The sequence below is a fragment of the Coprococcus ammoniilyticus genome (genome assembly GCF_025567345.1).
GTDB lineage: Bacteria > Bacillota > Clostridia > Lachnospirales > Lachnospiraceae > Coprococcus > Coprococcus ammoniilyticus.
Genome location: NZ_JAOQJS010000006.1, coordinates 260,536 through 282,239, shown reverse-complemented (window position 1 = coordinate 282,239; position 21,704 = coordinate 260,536). Strand labels below are relative to the sequence as shown.

Below are 21,704 nucleotides of genomic sequence, written 5' to 3'. Positions count from 1 at the left end.
ATATCCAGTATAATAAAAATGCAGGGTATGGTGGTCTGTATATCTTTATTACGCAAGACGTTTTCACTCTATTCCGACGCAACGGTGCTAAGTTCTTCGCCTGCGGCGACTCACTAAGAACCGGCGTTGGCAACTGAGACCTTAGCAGGCTCGCCGAGGTTAGTTCGAAGTTACACAGAGTGAACAGGCTTGCTTCATAAAATATACAAACCGCCATACCCTGCATTTTTATATGTCCTATTCGAAGTAAAAAGGGTGCGTAGAGTCGTATAGCCTCCGCCATACAGGTTACCCTGTGTCATAATGACATTGTGAGAATTTCGTCGCGAGTTACACATTGTCAGCAAATGCGGGCGCATGTTTGAGTCCGTAGGACGAGTTTGCGCAGGAGCATAAGCGAATCAGACATGTGTAACGAACAGAAATCGCAACAAGTCATTATGGCAGGGTAATCTGTATGGCGGAGGCTATATATCTCTACGCACCCCTATCTTTTTACATCATGGCTTCAGCGCGCGGGTTGCGTTGATGATCGCGAGGAAGGCAACACCGACATCGGCGAATACCGCTGCCCACATATTTGCAAAACCAAGGGCACCGAGTACCATAACAATGATCTTGACAGCAAGTGCAAACACAATGTTCTGCTGCACGATACGAACCGTCTTTCTGGCAATTGCATATGCTACGGCAATCTTGCCCGGATCATCATCGATCAAAACGATGTCTGCTGCTTCAATCGCAGCATCCTGACCCATAGCTCCCATTGCGATACCGACATCGGCACGCATTAAAACAGGCGCATCATTGATTCCGTCACCGGTGAAGATCAATGTACTGTCTTCATCCTTCTCGCGGAGAAGCTGTTCTACTTTATCTACCTTATCACCCGGCATCAGCTCTGCACATACAGTATCAATGCCAAGCTCTTTTGCTACACTGTCAGCAACCTCTTTCTTATCACCGGTCAGCATAACAACATTATCAATTCCACATTTCTTGATTGATGCGATCGCATCCTTAACGCCATCCTTGATCTCATCAGCGATCGTGATACATCCCTTATATGCACCATTTTCCGCTACGAAAAGGACTGTTCCAACCTTGGATGGCTGTTTTGCTCCTGCCATAGATATCTTTCTGGAATCCAGAAGCTTCTTATTTCCGACTAACACTTCTTTTCCATCTTTTAAGACCTTGATACCCATTCCGGAGATTTCCTCATATCCATCGAGGCGGTCGATCTGTACCGTTCCCTTATATGCAGCCTTGATCGATGCTGCGATCGGATGGTTGGAGTAATATTCGCCATATGCTGCAAGTTCCAGAAGATCATCCTCACTGATTCCATTTGCACATGTCTCTACAACCTTGAATACACCCTTTGTCAGAGTTCCGGTCTTATCAAATACGGCAATCTTTGCTTTACCCAGAAGTTCCAGATAGTTACTTCCTTTTACAAGGATACCTGCCTTGGATGCTCCGCCGATTCCACTGAAGAAACTAAGTGGAATGGAGATGACCAATGCACATGGACAGGATACTACCAGAAAGATCAGTGCACGGTGGAACCATTTACCAAATTCACCTACAAAGATCGGCGGAATGATCGCTACTGCAAGTGCAAGGAAACATACGATCGGTGTATAGTATTTTGCAAATCTGGTAATGAACTGCTCGTACTGTGCTTTTCTCGTACTTGCATTTTCCACCAGTTCCAAAATCTTCGATACGGTCGAATCGTCAAATTCCTTTGATACCTTGACACGGATCACACCGTTCTGGTTAATCACACCACTTAACACTTCGTCACCAACAGACAGCTTTCTAGGTACGGATTCACCGGTAAGCGCTGCTGTATCTACAAATGTTTCACCTTCGATAACAGTACCATCGAGAGGAACTTTTTCACCCGGCTGCACGATGATGATATCACCGATCGCAACTGTCTCCGGTTCTACCTGAACGATCTGTCCATCTTTTTCAATATTTGCATATTCCGGCATAATGTTCATCAAATCTGTGATACTGGCTCTTGATCTGTTGACTGCATATTTCTGGAACCATTCTCCGACCTGATAGAACAGCATAACGGCTGCCGCCTCGCCAAATTCTCCGGTTCCGTATGCGCCTACAGTTGCAACTGCCATCAGGAAGTTTTCGTCAAATACATGACCCTTGCTGATATTTTTGATTGCCTTTAAAAGGACATCATATCCTGCCATCAGATATGGTACTGCGAACATCGCAGCCTTTACAACTGTATCCCACACTCCATTCAAATGGATGAGCTTCTCTGCAATCTCGCATGCGATAAATACCACCAGTGCAACGATGATTCGAATTAACATCTTTTTCTGCTTCTTACTCATAATCCATCACCTTTTTTCTGCTATCTGCGATAATTTTCTTATTTTATCTTCTCTTTCAGCTTATGTAAATCTGTAACGTCTTAATGTTCAGATCTGCATTATTTCTAATATTCGATCGTAGCTTCCTCATCAATGCTCTTGATGATCTTTTCTGCCTGCTTTAAGATCTCGTCTAATTTGTCTTCATCTGCGTCTAATGTAAGTTTCTGTGCCATAAAGCTGATAGATGCGCTGTTAACTCCCGGTAACTTGCTGATCTGCTCCTCCATCTTTGCTGCACAATTTGCGCAATCTACATCACTTAAATTATATCTCTTCTTCATAATATCCACCTTTAACCTTTCTTATTATTCAAATATATGCTCAAGTCCCATTCGCATGATCACTGCTACATGGTCATCGGCAAGCTCATAAAACATATTCTTTCCGGCTCTGCGGTTCTTGATCAGCTTCGCCTGTTTTAACACTCTTAATTGATGAGAAATGGCAGATGCATTCATTCCAAGCTCTTCTGCGATGTCACCAACACTTTTTTCGTGATCCAGCAGTGTGTATAAGATCTGGATTCTGGTAGAATCGCCAAATACTTTAAACAACTCGGCCAGATCATACAGATTCTCTTCGTCCGGCATCATCTCATTAATCTCAGCGGTGATCTCAGCAATATCGTTCTCTTTGCATTCACATGCTTCCCTGCTGTCCGTATTCATTCTGTTCCTCCTCTCGTTGTTTTATTGAACATTTGAATATCTGTTCATATGTTGTTTTTAATATAACATTATGTTTGTACCCTGTCAACTGATTTTTATATTTGCTTCAAATAAATTTTTGTCGCCAGATTCATTATGTTATATTTTTTCATTTTATACCTTCATCCTGTGTATACATTTTCCCTTATAATGGCAGTATATTTTTTTCATGTTCGCACAAACTAGAGATATGGAACCATTAATTTTGCGACGCCTTGCCAAAAACTAATGTCCAAATAATTAGAAATCAGAGAGGAATGCCATGAAAGTATTTAATGTTATTTGTCTTACTCTTGTGATCGTTGGGGCGATCGTTTGGGGTATCATCGGAATCTTTAATTTTAATCTTGTAGATGCTTTATTCGGAACCGGCTCCGCCTTTTCCAGAATCATCTACACACTCGTTGGTATCGCCGGACTGTACCTGATCTCCTTCTACGGTCTGATCTGCAACGAGGACTAGCCGAACACGCAAAAAATCCCCCTTATGGTTGTGTGCCCTCTTCATATGCTGGTTCTTCCACTAACAATGACCTGCTGCGTTTTCTGTATGTTGCACATGCCTGATCCGTAAATACTCCTGTGCCAACTCGCCTTCGGCTCAGACAGGCACCCGTATTTACTGGCAATGTGCACCATACAACGAAAGCCTCGCATATGTCATATTTTAGTGGAAGAACCAGCATACAAAGAGGGATTTACTATCCACAATGAAGGATTTTTTCTGCTATTGATATTCCCACTATGAAAAACTCGCGAATGTTTTTTCATAGTGAAAACACCAACACTCGAAACTGGATAAATCCCTGTATATCGAATGGTGTATTTTTCTGTTTATCTTTTTATTACTCATTTACATATAGCAACAAAACGCCCACCAAACAAATCTGATCTGGTACCTGCTCTATTATAATATGACATTAGCGAGGATTTCTTGATGAATTGCACATTGTCAGCGAATGCGGGTGCTTGTCTGAGTCCGAAGGACGAGTTAGCACAAGAGCATGAGCGGATAAGACATGTGCAATGAATAGAAACCGCAGCAAGTCATTTATAATAGGGTAGGTATCAGATCAGATTCATTTGGTAGGCGTTTTTCTATAGTTAAAATAAAAATTCTTCGACAACGCAGCGGATCAGGCAGTAGAGGATGACCACGATCATAAGCGGGGTAAGCAGTCGAAGCTTTTTGCCATTTTCATCGTACCGGTTAAAAGGTTCGGTGAATACAGCGGTGAAACTCTCCTTTCTACCATTTATAACTGCAAGCAGATAAATAATTCCTGCCGATATTACAGTGCCAACCAGTGCCATAGGTATATATGCCCGGATGGTGCTGAGCAGCATCGTCTGTGTTACTTCTGTATTTTCTGCCTGATCTTTTAACGCCGGAATGATATTTGCAATATGCTTTATAACAACAGAAAAACCATTGATCAGAAAATGCATGATCATTGTTGGAATAATGCTTCCGGTTGCTTCTACAACAAATCCAAAGATCAGACCGATCACAACCGCATATGCCATCTGATTAAAATTCATATGCATCAGTCCAAATAAAAAGCCTGACATCAATATGGCCTTTAATCTGCCGGCTTCATGAAAGCTTCCGAACATGACACCACGATACGCCAGTTCTTCTATCACACACGGCAAAAATGCCATGAAAAAAAGCGAAGTCCCAAGTGTATTATGATCAACCAGTGCTGAAGCTGCATTGCTGATCTCATTTCGCACAAATAACATTGAGATTGCATTTAACAATGTAATAAGTGGCTCCATAAACAGAACCAGTGGTGGAATCAGCAGGAGTGTCAACGGATGAAATCTCCGAAACCAGATGATATCCTTTACATGCTTTCTCATGATGAACAGATATAACACTGTTGGTACAAATATCAGACTCTGACTGAATAATATGTTTTGTTTTATCGTGATGCCGGAAAACAGATCTGTAAATAACGCCAGCACCGTTACGACCTCGTAAACTGCGATCAAAGCTGTAAACAAACATTCAGCTCCAAAAATTTTCTTTCTTGTCTCCATATACCCTCTTATAATAATGTGGCAGATATCATTCATACATCTGCCACACCATCATTTTAAAATCTTTATTTATACAACTGCTACTGCTTCGATCTCAATCAGTACGTCTTTTGGAAGTCTTGCAACTTCTACACAAGAACGTGCAGGGAAATCTTTGTTGAAATATTCTTTGTAAATATCGTTGATAATTGAGAACTGGTTCATATCCTTAATAAATACTGTAGTCTTTACAACCTTGTCACAGGATGAACCGGATGCCTCGATCAGATTCTTCAGATTTGAGATTGCCTGTTTTGCCTGAACTGTGATATCTCCTTCTACTAACTGATTCGTTGCAGGATCGATCGGAACCATTCCTGACGTAAATAAAAATCCATTAGCAACGATTGCCTGTGAATATGGTCCGATTGCCTGTGGTGCTTTCTCTGTGCTTATTATCTTCTTATCCATTTTTATATCCTCCTGAAATTTAATGCCTATATCTCCATAATGATCTCTCTTGCCAGACTCTCCGGTATGGCTTTTGCATACTGGTCACCATCAAATACCTCGATTGCGCCGATTCCATGCTGTAAAACGAAACGCAAATGTCCGTCTCTGACCTTCTTATCGGTATACAGCTTCTTAACCAGAGCGTCACGGTCAATATAATCCGGAATCTCCGTTGGAAGATCTGCCTGCTTCAACATGGCAACCATAGCTGCTTCATCCTCTGCTGTACAGTAGCCAAAATGTTCTGCCATCTTCACCTCTGCAACCAGACCGATCGCAACGGCCTCTCCATGCAGCAGCTTATAATCACTGACTGTCTCGATGGCTCTTCCAACCGTATGTCCAAGGTTCAAAACCTCACGCAAACCGCTTTCCCGCTCGTCCTTCATAACGACCTGATATTTGATCTCGCAGTTCTTCTCCGCGATATGTCTGCATACCTCGTCCTTTACTGCAAACACATCTTCGATATGCTCTGACAGATAATCGAAGAATTCCCTGTCTGCAAGGCAGGCGTGCTTGATCGTCTCTGCAAGACCTGAAGATAACTGCCGCTGTGGAAGTGTCTTCCATGTTGCGATATCCAGATATACCTTCTGCGGCTGATTAAACAGTCCGATCAGATTGGTTGCAAGCGGTGTATCGACCGCTGTCTTTCCTCCCACGGATGCATCCGCTGCCGCAAGTAATGTCGTTGCATAATTGATAAATGGAATTCCTCTGCCGTAGGTTCCGGCTACAAATCCTGCAAGGTCTGTCACCACGCCACCGCCAACGGCGATAATGCAGCAATCTCTCCGATATCCCTTTGCAAGCATGGTATCTTCTACATACTCCTTTGTCGCTCTGGTCTTGCTCAGTTCTCCTGCCGGAAAACTTATAAGATCTGTCTTGTATCCTGCTTCTTCAAGCATCTTATAAATCTTGTCCGCATACAGCTCTTTTACATTGCTGTCTGTAACTACTACAAATTTGGATATTTTTCCAACCAGACCGGCTTTCAGATCATCGATCAGCTTCTGTTCCAGCTCATATCCAATCTCGATCTCATAGCTGTCGTCTACTACTTTTTTTAATTCAACCTTGAAATTACTCATCTTCATCCTTTCATTTCCTGGTACTTTTCAGCCATATAACACGCATAGCTGTCTTTTTGTTTCTCCTGAACATTCCTGCTCATTTACGAATACATTATTTGATGATAATGTTTTTCTCTGTGATCCGGATCTTACCCTCTTTTAACAGATGTCCAACCGCACGCTTAAATGCATTCTTGCTGAGTCCGAACTCTTTCTCGATCACTTCTTTATCTGCCTTGTCATTAAATGGTAAGGTTCCTCCATAGCTTTCGATGATATTGTATACCATCTCGCTGTCATTGTTGATCTGTTCACGGATCGGCTTCTGTAAACTCAGATTGAGTTTGCCGTCTTCTCTGACATTTGCCACACGGGCTTCTACCGTCTCGCCCACATTGATCCGGGAATGGATCTCCTTCATCGGGATCAGGGCTGAATAACGATTATCAACCGCAACAAATGCTCCCAGATTCTGATTAAATTCAAATACCGTTCCACTTACAGAATCCCCTGCCTTATATGGGGACTGTGTCTCCAGATAGGCATATACCTTCATGCTGACGCACAAACGCTTGGAACGATCCTCATACATCCGGACCAGATACGACTGACCTTCCCTTACCTTGCTTGTCTGCTCTTTAAAAGGAAGCAGGATATCTTTTTCCAGTCCCCAGTCCATAAATGCACCGATGCCCGTCACATTGACACATTTTAATACTGCAAGTTCTCCCATCGTTATGATCGGATGATTTGTTGTTGCGATCAGACGATCTGCGGAATCACGATAGATAAATACATCTAATTGATCTCCCATTCTTGTTCCCGCAGGTACCTGTTTCTTCGGAAGCAGGACTTCCTCGTCGTCGTATTTTTTCTCGGCAAGGTAAATGCCGAAATCTTTCTCTTTTACAACCTCTAAATGGTTCCATTCGCCAATCTTGATCATGCTGTCTGTCTCCCCGTTCTCTTTGTTTTAAATTCTACTATACATCTGGTCTGATCTTCTTCATCTGCAAATACAAACTGTATCAGATCATCTCTTTCTGCTTTCTTTATTACGATACATTCATCTTTTACAAACTGCCGCTTATACTCGCTTCTGATCTGACAGATCATGTCATCCGAATCGATATATTCCAACGCCAGCGCAATATATGCTTCATTATTCATGTGGTTATTCGAATCAATCTGATAAGGCAGAACAACCCTTCTGTCTGTCTCTTCCATGCCTTCGATCAGCCGGATCTTTCTCGGAGCATATTCCATCGGAAGCTTTTCTGCAAGAGGATATGCTGCTCCTACTTCAGGCTCAATTCTTACAGGACGAAGCGTATCAGTATCAATATAACTCCACTGGGAAGCTGCCTGTACAATATTCGCTCCATTCTCATCCCGAATAACTATATTACGATATCCCATGGAACCTTTAAAATCATATGCCCAGGTTCCAACCCTGATCTTCTCCTGTAATACCGGATACCGCTCCACATCGATCTGCCATGAGATCAGAAACCAGGCCCGGTTATGGTCCTTCAGATATTCAATTCCAATTCCTGCCTGTTCTGAATCGAAGATCGCACAATCCTGAAAGTAATTTGCTATCGTTGCCGCATTTGCTTCCTGTCTTCCATGCGTTTCGCTGTATCTTACGATCGCATCAAAACTGTACATATGTATTCTCCATTTCCTATTATAATGTCATCTCCACAAGTGCTCCCATTATACAACAGCCAGACTATTATTTCTACCTGGATTTTCTATTTCCATTGATTTTTATTCTCAAATTTTTCGTGTTCATTGCGTACAAATAACTTTTTGTAATTTTTTTAAAAAAGTGCTTGCTTTTTTCAAACTGTTGTAATATAATATCATCTGTTGACAGCAATGGGCTATCGCCAAATGGTAAGGCACTGGACTCTGACTCCAGCATTTTCAAGGTTCGAATCCTTGTAGCCCAGCTCTTAAGAACCAGATGTGATCTGGTTCTTTTTTTGTGCAATCAACCATCATGCAGAAATTGTGCTTGCAACGCAAGAGCACAAATTTCTATATGATGGTCAATGTTCATCGAGTCGTTAGACGAGAGGAACCTGATTGCACAAAATTGTTTTCAATTTGACGACCGCTAATCATCGAGTCGTCAGACGAGAGGTACCTGATTGCACAAGAAAAGGAAAGGGACCGCCGTCTTACAGGCAGTCCCTTGTATTTATGAATATTTTTTTGTGAAAAAAACAACAACTTAAATTTCGAATGTCTTAGGAGCTATCTTCTCTCCCTTTCTTATTGTAACAAAATTGTAACACATTTTTAATTTTTGTGCAATGTCTATTTTTACTAATTTATCGGAAATTTATTTTACTTTTATGTGTGAATCCTCTAATGCTTTCAAATATATTGTATAGTTCACTTTATATTTTCTATTCTGCATCCGGCAGTCCCAAAAGCTGCAATGCATTTTCTCCAAGGATCTTTTTCTTGTCTTCATCTGATAACGGAAGTGCCTGTATGTCCTTTATGGCTCGCTTCTGATCTGTCCACGGACTGTCTGTTCCAAATACGATCCGGTCTGCTCCATGTGCTCTGATCAGTTTCAGGAACATCTCCTCTGATGCCAGCTTCCAACGATGTTCAGCACCCGAAAGCCATGCAATCTCTCCGTAGGAAAATGCTGTATCCATATATACATTTCTTCCGCACAGCTTCGCAAGTACCTCGTCCCAGAGATTCCAGCCGCCCATATGTGCAAGAACGAGTCGCTCCGGCTGAACCTCATCTAATACTTCGCACACCATGTCCGGTGTACAATGTGTTACAGAGGGAAGTCCGATATCTACTCCGGCATGAACCACAACGACCAAACCAAGCTCTGTTGCGTAACTGATGATCCGTTTATAACGGATATCATTGAACATGGCATCCTGATAATCCGGATGCAGCTTAATTCCCTTTAATCCGGCAGATTTGATACCATTTAAAATCTCTTTATAGTTATCATTTCCGGGATGGATTCCGCCAAATGACCAGACGCCACTTCCCGTAAACTGGGCTGTTACTGCCTTTGCCACGGTATTGATCCGCTCCACCTGATGTGGTGCAGTTACAACAGGAAGGACAACAGAGATATCGACACCGCTTTGCGCCATTGAATGCTGCAAGCCTGCAAGTGTACCATCCGATGCCGGCTTTGTCTTTGATCTACTTACTAACAGTTCAAGTGTCTTTGAAGCTATTTTATCCGGATATGTGTGAGTATGAAAATCTACGATCATCTTTTATTCCTTTTCTTATCTTCTCCCTGCCACCCTATATTTAGGGTAACACCCAGGTTTTCATTTGACAATATTAAATTTTTCAGAAATTTATTAATTTCTTTCGCACTTTTCTATATAAAATGCTAAATTATGTTGCCCGCCGGTTCCATGTTACACCGCATTTCACCGATATATGTAAATATTAAATCTTTTCTATCGTATTGAAAATCCGATCATTTTAGAGTATCTTAGTTGAGAATAAACTAGAAACAGAAAGGGCTGCTCCGGCAGTTTTATACATTATGGCTGGAAAAACAAAAAAGAAACTGACCGTTACACAGATGCGGTCTGTCATAAAATTCCTGATCGGTGTCAACATCGTCCTGCTCATCGCCGTTATCGTTCTGTCCGTCCTGTTGGCGGTCAGTCGGTCAAAAAGCAGCAAGGATGCTGTCTCGATCATAAAACCGGACGGAAAATACACAGTCTGTTTGGATCCGGGACATGGCGGTTCCGACATCGGGGCAACCGGAATTAATAACATTCATGAAAAAGACGGAAATCTGAAGCTTTCCTTAAAGGTTGCAAAACTATTAAAGAAAAACGGAGTAAAGGTTGTTATGACGCGTGATGATGATTCTACCGTTTCTTCCGAAGATCGTGCTGCGATTGCAAATGACTGCAACGCAGATCTCTATCTGGCACTCCACAGGAACTACGCAGCCAACCCTGAGGCCTGTGGTGTCGAAGCATGGATCTACAGCTCCGGTTCCGAAAAGAACCATGCGATCGCAGAAACCATCCTGTCCAATCTGGAAAAGGTCGGGATCTCCGATAACCGTGGTGTCCGTACCGGAACACAGTTTGACAGTGACAACGATTACATCGTTATCAAACAGACAAATATGACAAGTCTGATCATCGAGATGGGCTTTATCAGCAACGAAAAAGACGTAGAGCTTTACGATAATAACATGGATGATTATGCCGCCGCCATCGCTAACGGCATTATCGAATGGCTCAACGAATATCAATAAAACAATATGTATATAAATGCCGGTATAAACGGTCTGTCTGCCGGTACTATGGATGTTTCATAGTACCGGCAGACAGACTGTTCATACCGGCATTTTATTTATTAATTATTTTATTGTTATGGTTGTTACCGACCGAATATCAGAAACAGAACTTCCGATATAGATCGTATAACTTCCTGCCACGACCTTCCACTCATCCGTCTTCTCATCAAAATGACGGAATGCCTCGGCTGTCAATTCAAATTCCGCATACTTTGTTTCTCCCGGTGCAAGTGATAACTTGCAGAAGCCCTTCAACTCCTTCACAGGATTCTCCGGACTTACTTCCGTTTCTCCGACATACAGCTCTACCGTCTCTTTTCCGGCAAGCTTTCCGGTATTTGTTACCGGGATCTGTACCTTGAATGTCTGACCATCCGGCTCTTTTACCTGCATATCACCATAGGAAAATGTCGTATAAGATAATCCATGGCCAAATGGAAACTGTACCGGGATCTGATATTTGTCATAATACCGATATCCGACAAATACACCTTCTCTGTATGTTTCCGTCAATTTTGCATTCATTCTTTCATGTTCTTCTTCCATTAAGGTTCTTCCGGGGAAATCTCCAAAAACCATCGCCGGTACCTGATCAAGAGATTTCGGCATGGTCATCACAAGTTTACCGGATGGATTTACTTCACCAAACAGGATTTCACCGAGTGCTCTGCCACCTTCCATTCCTGCATAACTCATCCATACAATCGACTTTGCATCATCAATCCATGCGCTCATATCAACCGGATTACCTGCCATCATGACAATGACCATATTCGGATTCACTTTTAAGAGCTCCGTGATCAGTTCATCCTGATGATATGGAAGCTTCAGATCCGGTCTGTCGTATCCTTCTTCATCTGTATCATGATTTAAACCGCCAACAAAGATCACATCATCATATTCTGAAGCAAGGGCAACCGCCTCTTCACGAAGTGCCTTCTGGATCTTCCGTCCTTCCGGATTATTTCCTTCATAAGCCCCCTGCTCCGATGCCAGTTCATCCAGACTTACCTCCTGCCAATTCAGTACCTGCTGTCTGTTCTTATCCGGCACATAATAACCTTCTGCATATGTCACTTCGCAGTTACCACCAAGCTCCATCTTAATACCAAGCAGTGGATTGATCTCATAAAGTGCCGCAATCTCCGCACTTCCGCCACCATTTGAATGAAGCTTTGCTGCATTATGTCCGATCACCAGAAGCCGATGTGTCTTCTCAGGTGCAAGCGGCAGTCTCTGTTCTTCATTCTTTAACAGTACAATTGATTCTCTGGCTGTCTCTAACACTGCATCCTGATGTGCTGAAGTATCATAACTTCCTTTCTTCCGGCTCCGGTCACGAACCGCATAGACAGCCGGCTTCTGTTCCGTGCAGCCAGCGGATATAGCCGTCTGTTCATTGTCCCCACTTTTGGCTTCTACAATATCGATCATCTTGACACGGAGCATGAATCGGAGAATACTCTTTACCTTTTCATCAACTCTTTCCTCTTCGATCTCACCATTTCTTACCGCATTTAACAATGGATCTGCCATGCAGTATTCATCGAAGTTTGCATAGATTGACATCTCTACATCGATCGGGCTTTCTGCCGCAGCCTTTGTATCGTGGATGCCGCCCCAATCCGAAACGATCAGCCCGTCATAATTCCATTCTTTCCGCAGTATCTCACCGAGCAGTTCATTATTTTCACAGCAATGAACCCCACGGAACAGATTATAAGCACCCATAATAGATCTTACCTTTGCTTTCTTTACTGCTGCTTCAAATGCAGGCAAGTATATCTCACGGAGCGTTCGTTCATCGATCTCGACATTCACCCAGTTCCGCTCTGTTTCCTGATTATTAACAGCAAAATGTTTCACACAGGCACCCACGTCAGAACTCTCGATCCCTTCGATCACCGGAACCGCCATCTCTGATATCAGATAAGGATCTTCGCTGAAATATTCAAAATTTCTTCCGCAAAGTGGCGTCCGCATAACATTGACACCCGGCGCAAGTATGATATCCTTGCCACGTCCTCTGGCTTCTTCACCAAGTACCGTTCCTGATTTTCCTGCCAGTTCCCGGTTCCAGGTTGCGGCGATCGCACTGTTACTCGGACAATATGTAACTCCATCATCATTATGTCCGGCTCTGCCCCAGTTATCATTAAAGAATTCGAACCGCACCCCTGTCGGGCCGTCCGACATCACGATTGGGGGGATTCCAAGTCTTTCTACTGCCCCGGTGCGGAACAGACCCGCACCATGGATCATCTTTATTTTCTCTTCTAATGTCAGTTCATTTACTAACTGATCGATCTTTCTTTCATAATCTTTGTGAAACATCGTATTTTTCCTTTCTGTCCAGATATTTACAACCCTTATCTGCAAACGATACGGTTGCTGCAGGCTGTAAGAACCGTTGTGCCGGCTTTCACTTCAAGTACTGTCCCCTGTGCCCCTCTAGATTCTACTTTTTGTCCTCTATTCTCTGCTCCACACATAGCAGTATGCCTGTGTTCTCGCTGCAAATTTCGCTTTCTTAAGAAGTTCTCTGACTTCTGCCTTTGTATACCAGCCGGCTTCGATCTCTTCTAATGTAGAGGTACTCTTATGGAACTCTCCCCGTGCCTTTCCAACAACGCAGACATTTGTTTCATTTGAAAAACCAACCGCACTGTAGCTGGTTCCGATGAAATCATTGATCTCATATAATTCCAGCCCTGTCTCCTCACGAAGCTCACGCTTCGCACTCTCCTGCGGCGTCTCACCCGGATCGATCAGACCTGCCGGAAAGTTATATACCCATTCTCCCGGAGCAAGACGGAATTCCTTATCGATCAGTATCTTCTCGCCGGTCTCATCCGTAGCAATGATCACAACTGCATCTGCCATTCTGCCATGCAGTCCTTCAAAATCCGTAATGTCACCATTCCGGCTGATCATCTCATATACCTTCTTCTGATGATCCACTGTCTCATATGTTATATCATAGCGGGTAATAAATTTACCTTCGCATTTCTTTTCTACTTTTTTGAATTGCATTTTCAAATAACACCTTTCAAGTACTAATATTATAAACCGAAGCCGGCATAACAAGATCCATATGATCCGTAACAGAAACGCTTATGTCTTTCCTTTAAGAGACCTCAACATCAAATCGGAATTTTGTATAAGCAGGATTCAGATAACTCATGGTAAACTCTACAATATTATAATCTGCATCCGCACCCTGATAATTGATCTTATAAATCGCAGTTCCACGATCCACCTGCAGCAGCTCTGCGAGCCGTTCATTTGCCTCACATATGACCAGCTTCTGTCCAAAATGGCATGGCATATGTCCTTTTGCTTCCATATAATCATATAAAGACACTTTGGCGAAATCAAATTCATCCAGATCATCAAAATATTTTTTCGGTACATATGTGTACTCAACCGCAAATGGTATATCACCCTCTGATCGTACCCGGTAAATTCCATATATCATCTCATCATCCGAAATTCCAAGCTTATATCCCAGATATTTACTTCCTGTGATCTCACCGATCCCGAGAAGGCGGTTTTTTACCTCCATTCCACCCTTACGGAGCGTCGCTGTGATGCCGGTATTTCCTGCTTCATTTGAATTATCCAGATCGATCTTTTTCTTATCTCTTTGTGCAACATACGTTCCAGAACCCGGTTTACAAACCAGATATCCTTCTTCTACAAGCTTACTAACCGCACGTTTTACGGTCATACGGTTCACACCATAGGCTTCCGCCATTTTTCTCTCACTTGGTATTGCTTCACCCGGCAGATATTTTTTTTCATCTATTTTCTTGATAATAGAATCCTGTAATTGAATATATAATGGCATTCTATAATCCATGGAGCACCTCCTCCATCTTTTGCTTAATGACAGGATCTTCTTTTTCAAATGCGACCCATTCTTTATTGATCACCGATTGCAGATATTCCATAACCTCACCTTTCTCGTCATATGTGATTCCCTCTTTTTTTACAAGAGCAGTCAGCTTGTCAACATTCAAGGCTTTGGCTTCATTTTCATCAGCATATACAATTCCGACTGTTAATTCCTGTTTTTTGGGAATATGATGATATTCCTGAATCAAAATATCAAATAACGAATTATCTTCCAGATCAAACCGCATCAGCTTAGGAGCCTTGCTTTCCGGTATATATGAATATTCTATGGTGATCGGAACAGCCCTGTCTTCTTCTACGACCATACGGATACGGGTAATTTTGAATAACGGAGTTCCTAACGGAAGCTTAATACTTTTATTCAGTTCCTTATCTACTTCCACACGCTCAAACGCCAACAGTCTGCTTCTTGTTTGTGCCCCCATCTTTTCCAGCTTTTCACTGAATGATCGAATTCGGTCAAGATTGGATATCATTCTTCTGTGGGCTATGTAGTTGCCGCTCCGTTCCCTGCATTCTATGATCCCTTCATCCTCTAATAATTTATATGCAGATCTGACGGTAGCTCTCTGTACCCCAAACTGTTCAGCCAGATCCCGTTCAGATGGGAGTTTTTCTCCTTCTTTCAGTTTATTTTTCATAAAGTAAAATTTTAATTCATACGCAATAAACTCATCTTTATTCATCAATTTCATGGCAAACTCCCTCCTGTACTCTATTAAGTATAGCAACTTTTCCAAACGCAAACAAGCAGGAAATGTCAGTTTATAAGACCAAAAACAGACCCGTACATGTGCGGATCTGTCTCTGTATACTTTTTATAACTCTCTTATTTTTTTCCTTAACGGAAGTATCATACCCGGTGCAACTGATAACTCATCAATGTTCATCTGTAAAAACCTTTCTGTCAGACTTAGATCGGCTGCAAGTTCACCGCATATTCCAATCCACTTTCCTTCTGCATGAGCATTCTCTGCTGCCATTTGGATCATAGATAACACCGCCGGATGGTGTGAATCATAGAAGGAATCCAGATTCCGGTTCTGGCGATCAATTGCCAGAGTGTACTGCGTCAGATCATTTGTTCCGACACTAAAGAAATCCACTTCCTTTGCCAACTCTCTGCTGATCATAACCGCAGCCGGAGTCTCAATCATTATACCGGTTTCAATCTGATCGGAAAATGCTATTCCATCTGCACGAAGTCCGATCTTCACCTCGTCCATTATCTCTTTAATACGACGAACCTCTGATACCGAAATGATCATCGGAAACATGATCGCAATCTGGCCATACGCGGATGCTCTGAAAATAGCTCTAAGCTGGGTCTTAAATAATTCGGGTCTGGTCAGACATATCCTGATCGCACGGAACCCCATTGCCGGATTATCCTCTTTTTCCAGATTAAAATATCCAACCTGTTTATCTGCTCCGATATCCAACGTACGGATGATCACCCTTTTTCCGGCCATCATTTCCGCTACCTGTCTATAAGCTGCAAACTGTTGTTCCTCTGTTGGATAAGTTTCATTTTCCAGATATAAGAATTCGCTTCTGAATAACCCGATACCACCGGCGTCATTTCGGAGTGCCGCTCCTACATCTGATACATTGGCAATATTGGCATAAAGGTTAATCTTCTGCCCGGATCTGGTTACATTTTCTTTGCCCTTCAATGTCTCCAGAAGCTCACGCTGTTCCTGTTCGACAGCTTGCTTTTTTCTCATGGCAACAAGGATTTCTTCATCCGGATCAATATAGATCTTTCCTTCCTGACCGTCTACGATTGCAAGTCTTCCGTCATATTTCGGTGTTAATGTATCACCGATTCCTATAACAGCCGGAATATTCATGGTTCTGGCAAGAATCGCTGTATGGGAATTTGCCGAGCCTTCCACTGTAATAAATGACAGCACCTTATCTTTATCAAGCTGAACAGTCTCGCTTGGTGCCAGATCATCTGCCGCGATGATTACCTGCTCCGTCATTTCAAATGAAGCATTCTGTTTTTTTGCAAACTGGGAAAGGAGCCTGTTCGATACATCCTTTACATCTGCTGCCCTTCCCTGCATATAGGCATCATCCATCGCTTCAAAGATTGCTGCATAATTATCAGATGTGACACCTATTGCATATTCAGCATTTACCTTTTGTGTATTTATAATATTCTCTACAGAATCATTATAATCCGGATCCTCAAGCATTAACTGATGTGCTTCAAAGATCATGGCATTTGCTTCTCCCACATCAGTAAGTGCCTTGTCATATAACTGCTGCAATTCAGAAAGTGCTTTTTCCTTTGCAGTCCGGAAGCGGCGTATTTCCGCCTCCGGATCATCGACATGACGTCGTTTTATCTGGATTTCGTCCCTTTTAAAGAATTGTATCTTCCCGATAGCAACTCCGCCAAATACACTTTTACCCTGTAATATTACCATATTGTCACCTCTTTAAAATCCGATCCTTTTACAGATGTTCCTGAACGAACGCTTTCAGGTTTGCTGCATCTTCTGCCTCGTTTTCACCTTCTACTTTTATCAGGATCTCCTGACCTTTTTTTGCTCCCAGACTCATAACTGCCATAACTCCTTTTGCGTTTACGGTTCTGGATCCAAATGTTACGGATACTGTGCTCTTACATTTTGCAGCAGCCATAACAAACTGTGAAGCCGGTCTGGCATGAAGTCCCTGCTCATCTGTAATTACATATGTGAATTCAACCATAATAACCGCCTGACCTTTTTAATATTCAAACTGACGATAGTAACGTCTGAATTCCAGACTATGTCCTGTATTCTGCTCATAATGAATAGCAAGTCGTTCTGTTAATATCGCGGTAATGATCATCGGAGAGCAGATTACTCGGAACTCATCATCGATACCATCCAGAATGTAATCCTTGGTATCAATAATAACAGCTTTCTTTGTATGTTCTTTTACAAATCGTTCTACTCTTTCATCTAATGGTCGATATTCGTCCTCACCTTTTATTACAAATACCGGAACTCTGTCATCAACTAACTCCAATGGTCCATGGAAGAAATCAGCAGATGAAACAGTCTTTGTACGAACCCACTGCATCTCCTCTAAGATACACATTGTAAAGAGATAGGTCTCACCCCAAAGGACACCGGAGCCTGTAAACATTGTATATGGTTCATGTGCATATGTCTTTGCGATCTCGATCGCTCTTGGCTCAAATTTTTCTCTTACCGCAAGGAGATCCTTAAACAGATTTTCCATCTGATCTGCCCATCTGTCATAATGTGGAAATTCTCCTCTGTTCTTTAAGATACGGAGCATTACAAAATAGTATAATAAGTAAGAATGCTCACAGTCACCACATGCATTATAAATCGGGTCTGTCAGCAGATTTGCTAAAGGAGTTGTCTCATCCTTTGTAAATCCATATACATTGATTCCCTGATCCTTACAATATTTTACTGCCTTCAAGATCTCCATAGTATTGCCTGATGCAGAAGAGGTAAATACAAGAGTCTTATCTGTAATATGTTTTTTATTTTTTACCAGAAATTCACCTGCATTTTCAAGATAGATCGGAAGATCTGTATATTTCTTGGCTACTTCTACAACCGGATACCATTCTGCCCATGTTCCACCGATACCAATCATACATACGCTGTCATATTCCTTTGCCGTGATCCGGTCAATCAATGCCTCAACCTCTCCTCTTAATGAGTATGTCTTTGCTCCGTCCTTTAAATATTTCTCTGCGTCAAATTTTTTTAATGCCATAGTTCTTTCCTCCTGTTATTTTTTATTCCCCTATAATAGTTATATAAATTGTTCTATATTGCGGTCCATCATATTCACACAGATATATGTCCTGTGCACTTCCACTTTTCAGCTTTCCATCTATAACCGGGAATACACAATGATTTCCGGTCAGATGGGCTTTTAAATGTCCGGTCGGATTGCCTGCCATCGCACCGTAGGTATCTAACAGCCTTCCATGGGCATATTCTCCATCCTCAGGAACGAGTCTTTCCATCAGATGCCCAATATCATATTCCAGACACTCCAGTCCTTCATTAACTGCAATTCCTGTTGTCGTATGTGCTGTTATAACATATACAACACCATTTCTGATTTTGCTTTTTTCTACAACCTGCCTGATATCATCTGTAATTTTCACCAGACAGTTATATTCTTTTGTCAGCACCTCTATACTGCCATGTGTTACCATCATACCTCCAATCCCAGAAACTCAATCGCGTTCTGTCCAAATATCAGATCCTTGGTAGATTCTCTTATATCCATAGCTTCTATAGCCTTTTTCATTCTCCGCATCTCTAACCGCGGATCATCAGAGCCAAACATGATCTGATGTCTGAAGCTTCGATCGATCCAGTGCGGTCCCATATCCACTTCGAATACCTTGTGATAAAACTCCGGGGCTGTATCAAAATACAGGAATGCTGTATCCGCATAAACATTTCTGTATTTGAGCATCAGCATACAAGTTTCCTGCGCCCATGGCCATCCGCAATGTGCAAGACAGATTCGAAGCTTTGGATGTCTGTATGCTGTTTCTTCAAACTCAACCGGCCTCGCATATTTAGATAAGGTATCCGGCTCTACCGACATTCCGCAATGAAACACGATCGGTTTATTATACTTCTCGCATATCTGATATATCGGCTCCATGTATTCATCTCCCGGATAGAACTTCTGCTTTGACGGATGAAGCTTCAGGCCTGCCAGATGATACTCTGCAAATGCTGTTTCAAGTATTTCTGTCGCATCCGGCCTGTGAGGATCTACACTGGCAAATCCGATAAAACGATCCGGATATGTTGCTGTCAATTCCTTTATCTGGTCATTTGTTCCTAGTATACCTCCATATTCCGTAGTCAGATCCAGTGGAAGCAAAACCGCTTTATCAACTCCGGAACAATCCATCAAGGTTAACAGTGCATCAACCGGGATCTGATCCGTCTTGTATAAGCCATACATCTTTTTTGCAAATTCATTCTGATATTCCGTTTTGCATACCGGCTCTAAAAATGCAGGATGTACATGCATATCAATTACTATTTTTTTCACCTTACTACTACCTCCTTTTTAACCAAGGAAGCCAAAGAATGCTCCTGCTATTCCAAGTACAAGCATGATCAACATAATAAGCAACGGATTAACCTTCTTCTTCAATAACCAGTAAGTAACTCCAAATAGCAACAGCACCGGAAGGCCCGGAACAATGCCATTTAACAGATCCTGAATTGTACTTGCTTCTTCGCCGCTTCCAATCTGCGTTACAAAATTAATCGACGTCATATCCATCGTCATGCCGCCAACTACCATAATACCCATGATAGAGGCTACTTCCATAACTACCTTCATCAAACCGGATTCAACAATCTTTGCCATGGATTCACGACCCATTTTATATCCAAGGAATACTCCAAACCATCTGCAGAGATATGCCGGAATGTTAAAGATCAAAAGGAAGAGAATAGGTCCGAGAATGTTCCCCTGCAAGGCAAGTGAACATCCGATTCCTGTTGCGATTACCTTGATCGTGCCCCAGAACAGAGAATCGCCGATTCCTGCTATAGGTCCCATTAATGCTGTTTTTACTGCGCCAATCGAATCTGTATCAAAATCTGCATCCTGTGCATTTTCCTCTTCCATTGCGGCTGTGATACCCATCTGAAATGTTGCAAGATAATGGCTGGTCTGATATAACGTCAGATGACGCTTCATAGCAGCTGCCAGATCCTTCTTATCCGGATACAGTTTCTTTAAAACCGGATACATGGAAAAACAAAATCCTACATTTCCCATTCGTTCATAATTCCATGTATGTTCATATGTGATCTCTCTTAAAAACACCTTTGTGAGATCTTTTTTCGTAACTACCTTATCGTAGTCTGCATGTATCTTAGAACTCATCAAAATCACCTCCGTTATCTGCGGTTTCAACTACCGGTGCTGCCCCCTGTTGCTTGTCTCCGAATATGCCGAATGTTACTCCGATTATCACAATAAGTACGGCAAAAATCGCAACTCCTGTTGTGGATATTCCAAGGTATGATACCAGGAAAAAGCCAAGGAAGAAAAATGGTGCAACCTTGCGATTCATCATCTGCTGTGCAAGCATTGCAAAACCAAGTGCAGGAAGCAGTGCTGCTGTTATATCCATACCGGACTGAACAAATTCAGGTATTTTACCAAGAAGTGCTGTTACTGCATCACTGCCAAAATAAAATGCAAGTGGGATGCAGACAATACCAAAAAGGTTCTGAAGATATCCTGCGATCAGATAATCTCTGTTAAATGCCCGTATATTACCTTTTTCAGCATCACGGTCACATTTGTGGATCATAACAAGCATCAACGGCTGGCAGATACCGGTATTTGCCGCAAGCATTACGGTTGCGATCGGAATACCAAGTACTAAAGCTGTTTCCGCTCCGGCTCCTGACTGAATCGCAAGTGAAACACCGAGCACAGTGCCTGCGATCAGATCCGGCGGATTATATGCACCGATCGACACGGCTCCTACAAGTGCAAGTTCCATAGTTGCACCCATAATAATACCGGCCGGAAGATTTCCCATTACCAGACCTACTAACGGTCCAAGAACGATCGGTCGCTGCAGGCAGCTTGTACCAAGCAGCCATTCTGAATAACCAAGCAGGCCGATCAGAAAAATAAGTATTGTTTTTAATATCATAATCTGTCCCTCCAT

At 42.4% G+C, this 21,704-nt stretch carries 22 protein-coding genes and 1 tRNA gene; 3 read left to right on the top strand and 20 right to left on the bottom strand.

Annotated features, from left to right (window positions below):
* Window positions 1-500 precede the first annotated feature (500 nt).
* The 3 genes from OCV60_RS11400 to OCV60_RS11390 all read right to left on the bottom strand — a co-directional run bounded on the left by OCV60_RS11400 (window position 501) and on the right by OCV60_RS11390 (window position 3,007).
* On the bottom strand, window positions 501-2,372 hold the full coding sequence (locus OCV60_RS11400; protein ID WP_118484690.1) for a heavy metal translocating P-type ATPase: 1,872 nt from the start codon (window positions 2,370-2,372) through the stop codon (window positions 501-503).
* Between the two features lie 104 nt (window positions 2,373-2,476).
* A complete protein-coding gene (locus tag OCV60_RS11395; protein WP_021943627.1) occupies window positions 2,477-2,695 on the bottom strand; it encodes a cation transporter in 219 nt (72 codons plus the stop codon).
* 24 nt (window positions 2,696-2,719) lie between these two features.
* Complete coding sequence (locus OCV60_RS11390) at window positions 2,720-3,007, bottom strand: ArsR/SmtB family transcription factor (protein ID WP_226801041.1); 288 nt, start codon at window positions 3,005-3,007, stop codon at window positions 2,720-2,722.
* 376 nt (window positions 3,008-3,383) lie between these two features.
* Between OCV60_RS11390 and OCV60_RS11385 the strand changes: the two genes are divergently transcribed.
* On the top strand, window positions 3,384-3,584 hold the full coding sequence (locus OCV60_RS11385; RefSeq protein ID WP_008401155.1) for a DUF378 domain-containing protein: 201 nt from the start codon (window positions 3,384-3,386) through the stop codon (window positions 3,582-3,584).
* Window positions 3,585-4,225: 641 nt separating this feature from the next.
* On the opposite strand, the gene OCV60_RS11380 is transcribed toward OCV60_RS11385, so the two are convergent.
* From OCV60_RS11380 to OCV60_RS11360, 5 genes are all read right to left on the bottom strand, one after another.
* The gene (locus OCV60_RS11380; RefSeq protein WP_021943625.1) at window positions 4,226-5,167 is read right to left on the bottom strand and encodes a CPBP family intramembrane glutamic endopeptidase; all 942 of its coding nucleotides are present in this window, start codon (window positions 5,165-5,167) and stop codon (window positions 4,226-4,228) included.
* Window positions 5,168-5,236: 69 nt separating this feature from the next.
* Window positions 5,237-5,617, bottom strand: coding sequence for a RidA family protein (locus tag OCV60_RS11375; RefSeq protein WP_008401150.1), 381 nt, complete (start codon window positions 5,615-5,617; stop codon window positions 5,237-5,239).
* A 26-nt stretch (window positions 5,618-5,643) separates the two neighbouring features.
* Complete coding sequence (aroB, locus tag OCV60_RS11370) at window positions 5,644-6,756, bottom strand: 3-dehydroquinate synthase (RefSeq protein WP_021943624.1); 1,113 nt, start codon at window positions 6,754-6,756, stop codon at window positions 5,644-5,646.
* 94 nt (window positions 6,757-6,850) lie between these two features.
* Window positions 6,851-7,684 (bottom strand): CvfB family protein, encoded by an 834-nt coding sequence (locus OCV60_RS11365; RefSeq protein ID WP_021943623.1) that lies wholly within the window; start codon window positions 7,682-7,684, stop codon window positions 6,851-6,853.
* Complete coding sequence (locus OCV60_RS11360) at window positions 7,681-8,409, bottom strand: acyl-[acyl-carrier-protein] thioesterase (protein ID WP_021943622.1); 729 nt, start codon at window positions 8,407-8,409, stop codon at window positions 7,681-7,683. Before OCV60_RS11360 ends, OCV60_RS11365 begins: the two co-directional genes overlap by 4 nt.
* A gap of 214 nt (window positions 8,410-8,623) precedes the next feature.
* Between OCV60_RS11360 and OCV60_RS11355 the strand changes: the two genes are divergently transcribed.
* A tRNA-Gln gene (locus OCV60_RS11355) sits at window positions 8,624-8,696 on the top strand.
* Window positions 8,697-9,158: 462 nt separating this feature from the next.
* Here OCV60_RS11355 and OCV60_RS11350 read toward each other — a convergent pair.
* Window positions 9,159-10,010 carry an amidohydrolase family protein gene (locus tag OCV60_RS11350; protein ID WP_021943621.1) on the bottom strand — a complete coding sequence of 284 codons (852 nt, stop codon included), beginning with the start codon at window positions 10,008-10,010 and terminating at the stop codon, window positions 9,159-9,161.
* Window positions 10,011-10,294: 284 nt separating this feature from the next.
* Here OCV60_RS11350 and OCV60_RS11345 point away from each other — a divergent pair, with 284 nt between their 5' ends.
* Window positions 10,295-11,029 (top strand): N-acetylmuramoyl-L-alanine amidase family protein, encoded by a 735-nt coding sequence (locus OCV60_RS11345; RefSeq protein WP_021943620.1) that lies wholly within the window; start codon window positions 10,295-10,297, stop codon window positions 11,027-11,029.
* 105 nt (window positions 11,030-11,134) lie between these two features.
* Here the strand turns inward: OCV60_RS11345 and OCV60_RS11340 are convergent, their stop codons facing one another.
* From OCV60_RS11340 to OCV60_RS11290, 11 genes are all read right to left on the bottom strand, one after another.
* The gene (locus OCV60_RS11340) at window positions 11,135-13,405 is read right to left on the bottom strand and encodes a beta-glucosidase family protein (protein ID WP_021943619.1); all 2,271 of its coding nucleotides are present in this window, start codon (window positions 13,403-13,405) and stop codon (window positions 11,135-11,137) included.
* A 138-nt stretch (window positions 13,406-13,543) separates the two neighbouring features.
* Window positions 13,544-14,104, bottom strand: coding sequence for an NUDIX hydrolase (locus OCV60_RS11335; RefSeq protein ID WP_262530187.1), 561 nt, complete (start codon window positions 14,102-14,104; stop codon window positions 13,544-13,546).
* A 94-nt stretch (window positions 14,105-14,198) separates the two neighbouring features.
* On the bottom strand, window positions 14,199-14,933 hold the full coding sequence (locus tag OCV60_RS11330) for a GntR family transcriptional regulator (RefSeq protein WP_262530186.1): 735 nt from the start codon (window positions 14,931-14,933) through the stop codon (window positions 14,199-14,201).
* Window positions 14,923-15,684 (bottom strand): GntR family transcriptional regulator, encoded by a 762-nt coding sequence (locus OCV60_RS11325; protein ID WP_118484678.1) that lies wholly within the window; start codon window positions 15,682-15,684, stop codon window positions 14,923-14,925. The genes OCV60_RS11330 and OCV60_RS11325 overlap by 11 nt, the downstream gene beginning before the upstream one ends.
* A 123-nt stretch (window positions 15,685-15,807) precedes the next feature.
* Window positions 15,808-17,427, bottom strand: coding sequence for a phosphoenolpyruvate--protein phosphotransferase (gene ptsP, locus OCV60_RS11320; protein ID WP_262530185.1), 1,620 nt, complete (start codon window positions 17,425-17,427; stop codon window positions 15,808-15,810).
* A gap of 28 nt (window positions 17,428-17,455) precedes the next feature.
* Window positions 17,456-17,713 carry an HPr family phosphocarrier protein gene (locus OCV60_RS11315; protein WP_117785315.1) on the bottom strand — a complete coding sequence of 86 codons (258 nt, stop codon included), beginning with the start codon at window positions 17,711-17,713 and terminating at the stop codon, window positions 17,456-17,458.
* Window positions 17,714-17,731: 18 nt separating this feature from the next.
* Window positions 17,732-18,745, bottom strand: coding sequence for an SIS domain-containing protein (locus OCV60_RS11310; protein ID WP_008401137.1), 1,014 nt, complete (start codon window positions 18,743-18,745; stop codon window positions 17,732-17,734).
* Between the two features lie 22 nt (window positions 18,746-18,767).
* Window positions 18,768-19,196, bottom strand: coding sequence for a secondary thiamine-phosphate synthase enzyme YjbQ (locus OCV60_RS11305; protein ID WP_021943613.1), 429 nt, complete (start codon window positions 19,194-19,196; stop codon window positions 18,768-18,770).
* Window positions 19,196-20,056 carry an amidohydrolase family protein gene (locus OCV60_RS11300; RefSeq protein ID WP_317258983.1) on the bottom strand — a complete coding sequence of 287 codons (861 nt, stop codon included), beginning with the start codon at window positions 20,054-20,056 and terminating at the stop codon, window positions 19,196-19,198. Before OCV60_RS11300 ends, OCV60_RS11305 begins: the two co-directional genes overlap by 1 nt.
* Window positions 20,057-20,074: 18 nt before the next feature.
* Window positions 20,075-20,905: a PTS system mannose/fructose/sorbose family transporter subunit IID gene (locus tag OCV60_RS11295; RefSeq protein WP_008401134.1), complete on the bottom strand. Its 831-nt coding sequence runs from the start codon at window positions 20,903-20,905 to the stop codon at window positions 20,075-20,077.
* A complete protein-coding gene (locus OCV60_RS11290) occupies window positions 20,895-21,689 on the bottom strand; it encodes a PTS mannose/fructose/sorbose/N-acetylgalactosamine transporter subunit IIC (RefSeq protein WP_021943611.1) in 795 nt (264 codons plus the stop codon). The genes OCV60_RS11295 and OCV60_RS11290 overlap by 11 nt, the downstream gene beginning before the upstream one ends.
* Between the last annotated feature and the right edge of the window lie 15 nt (window positions 21,690-21,704).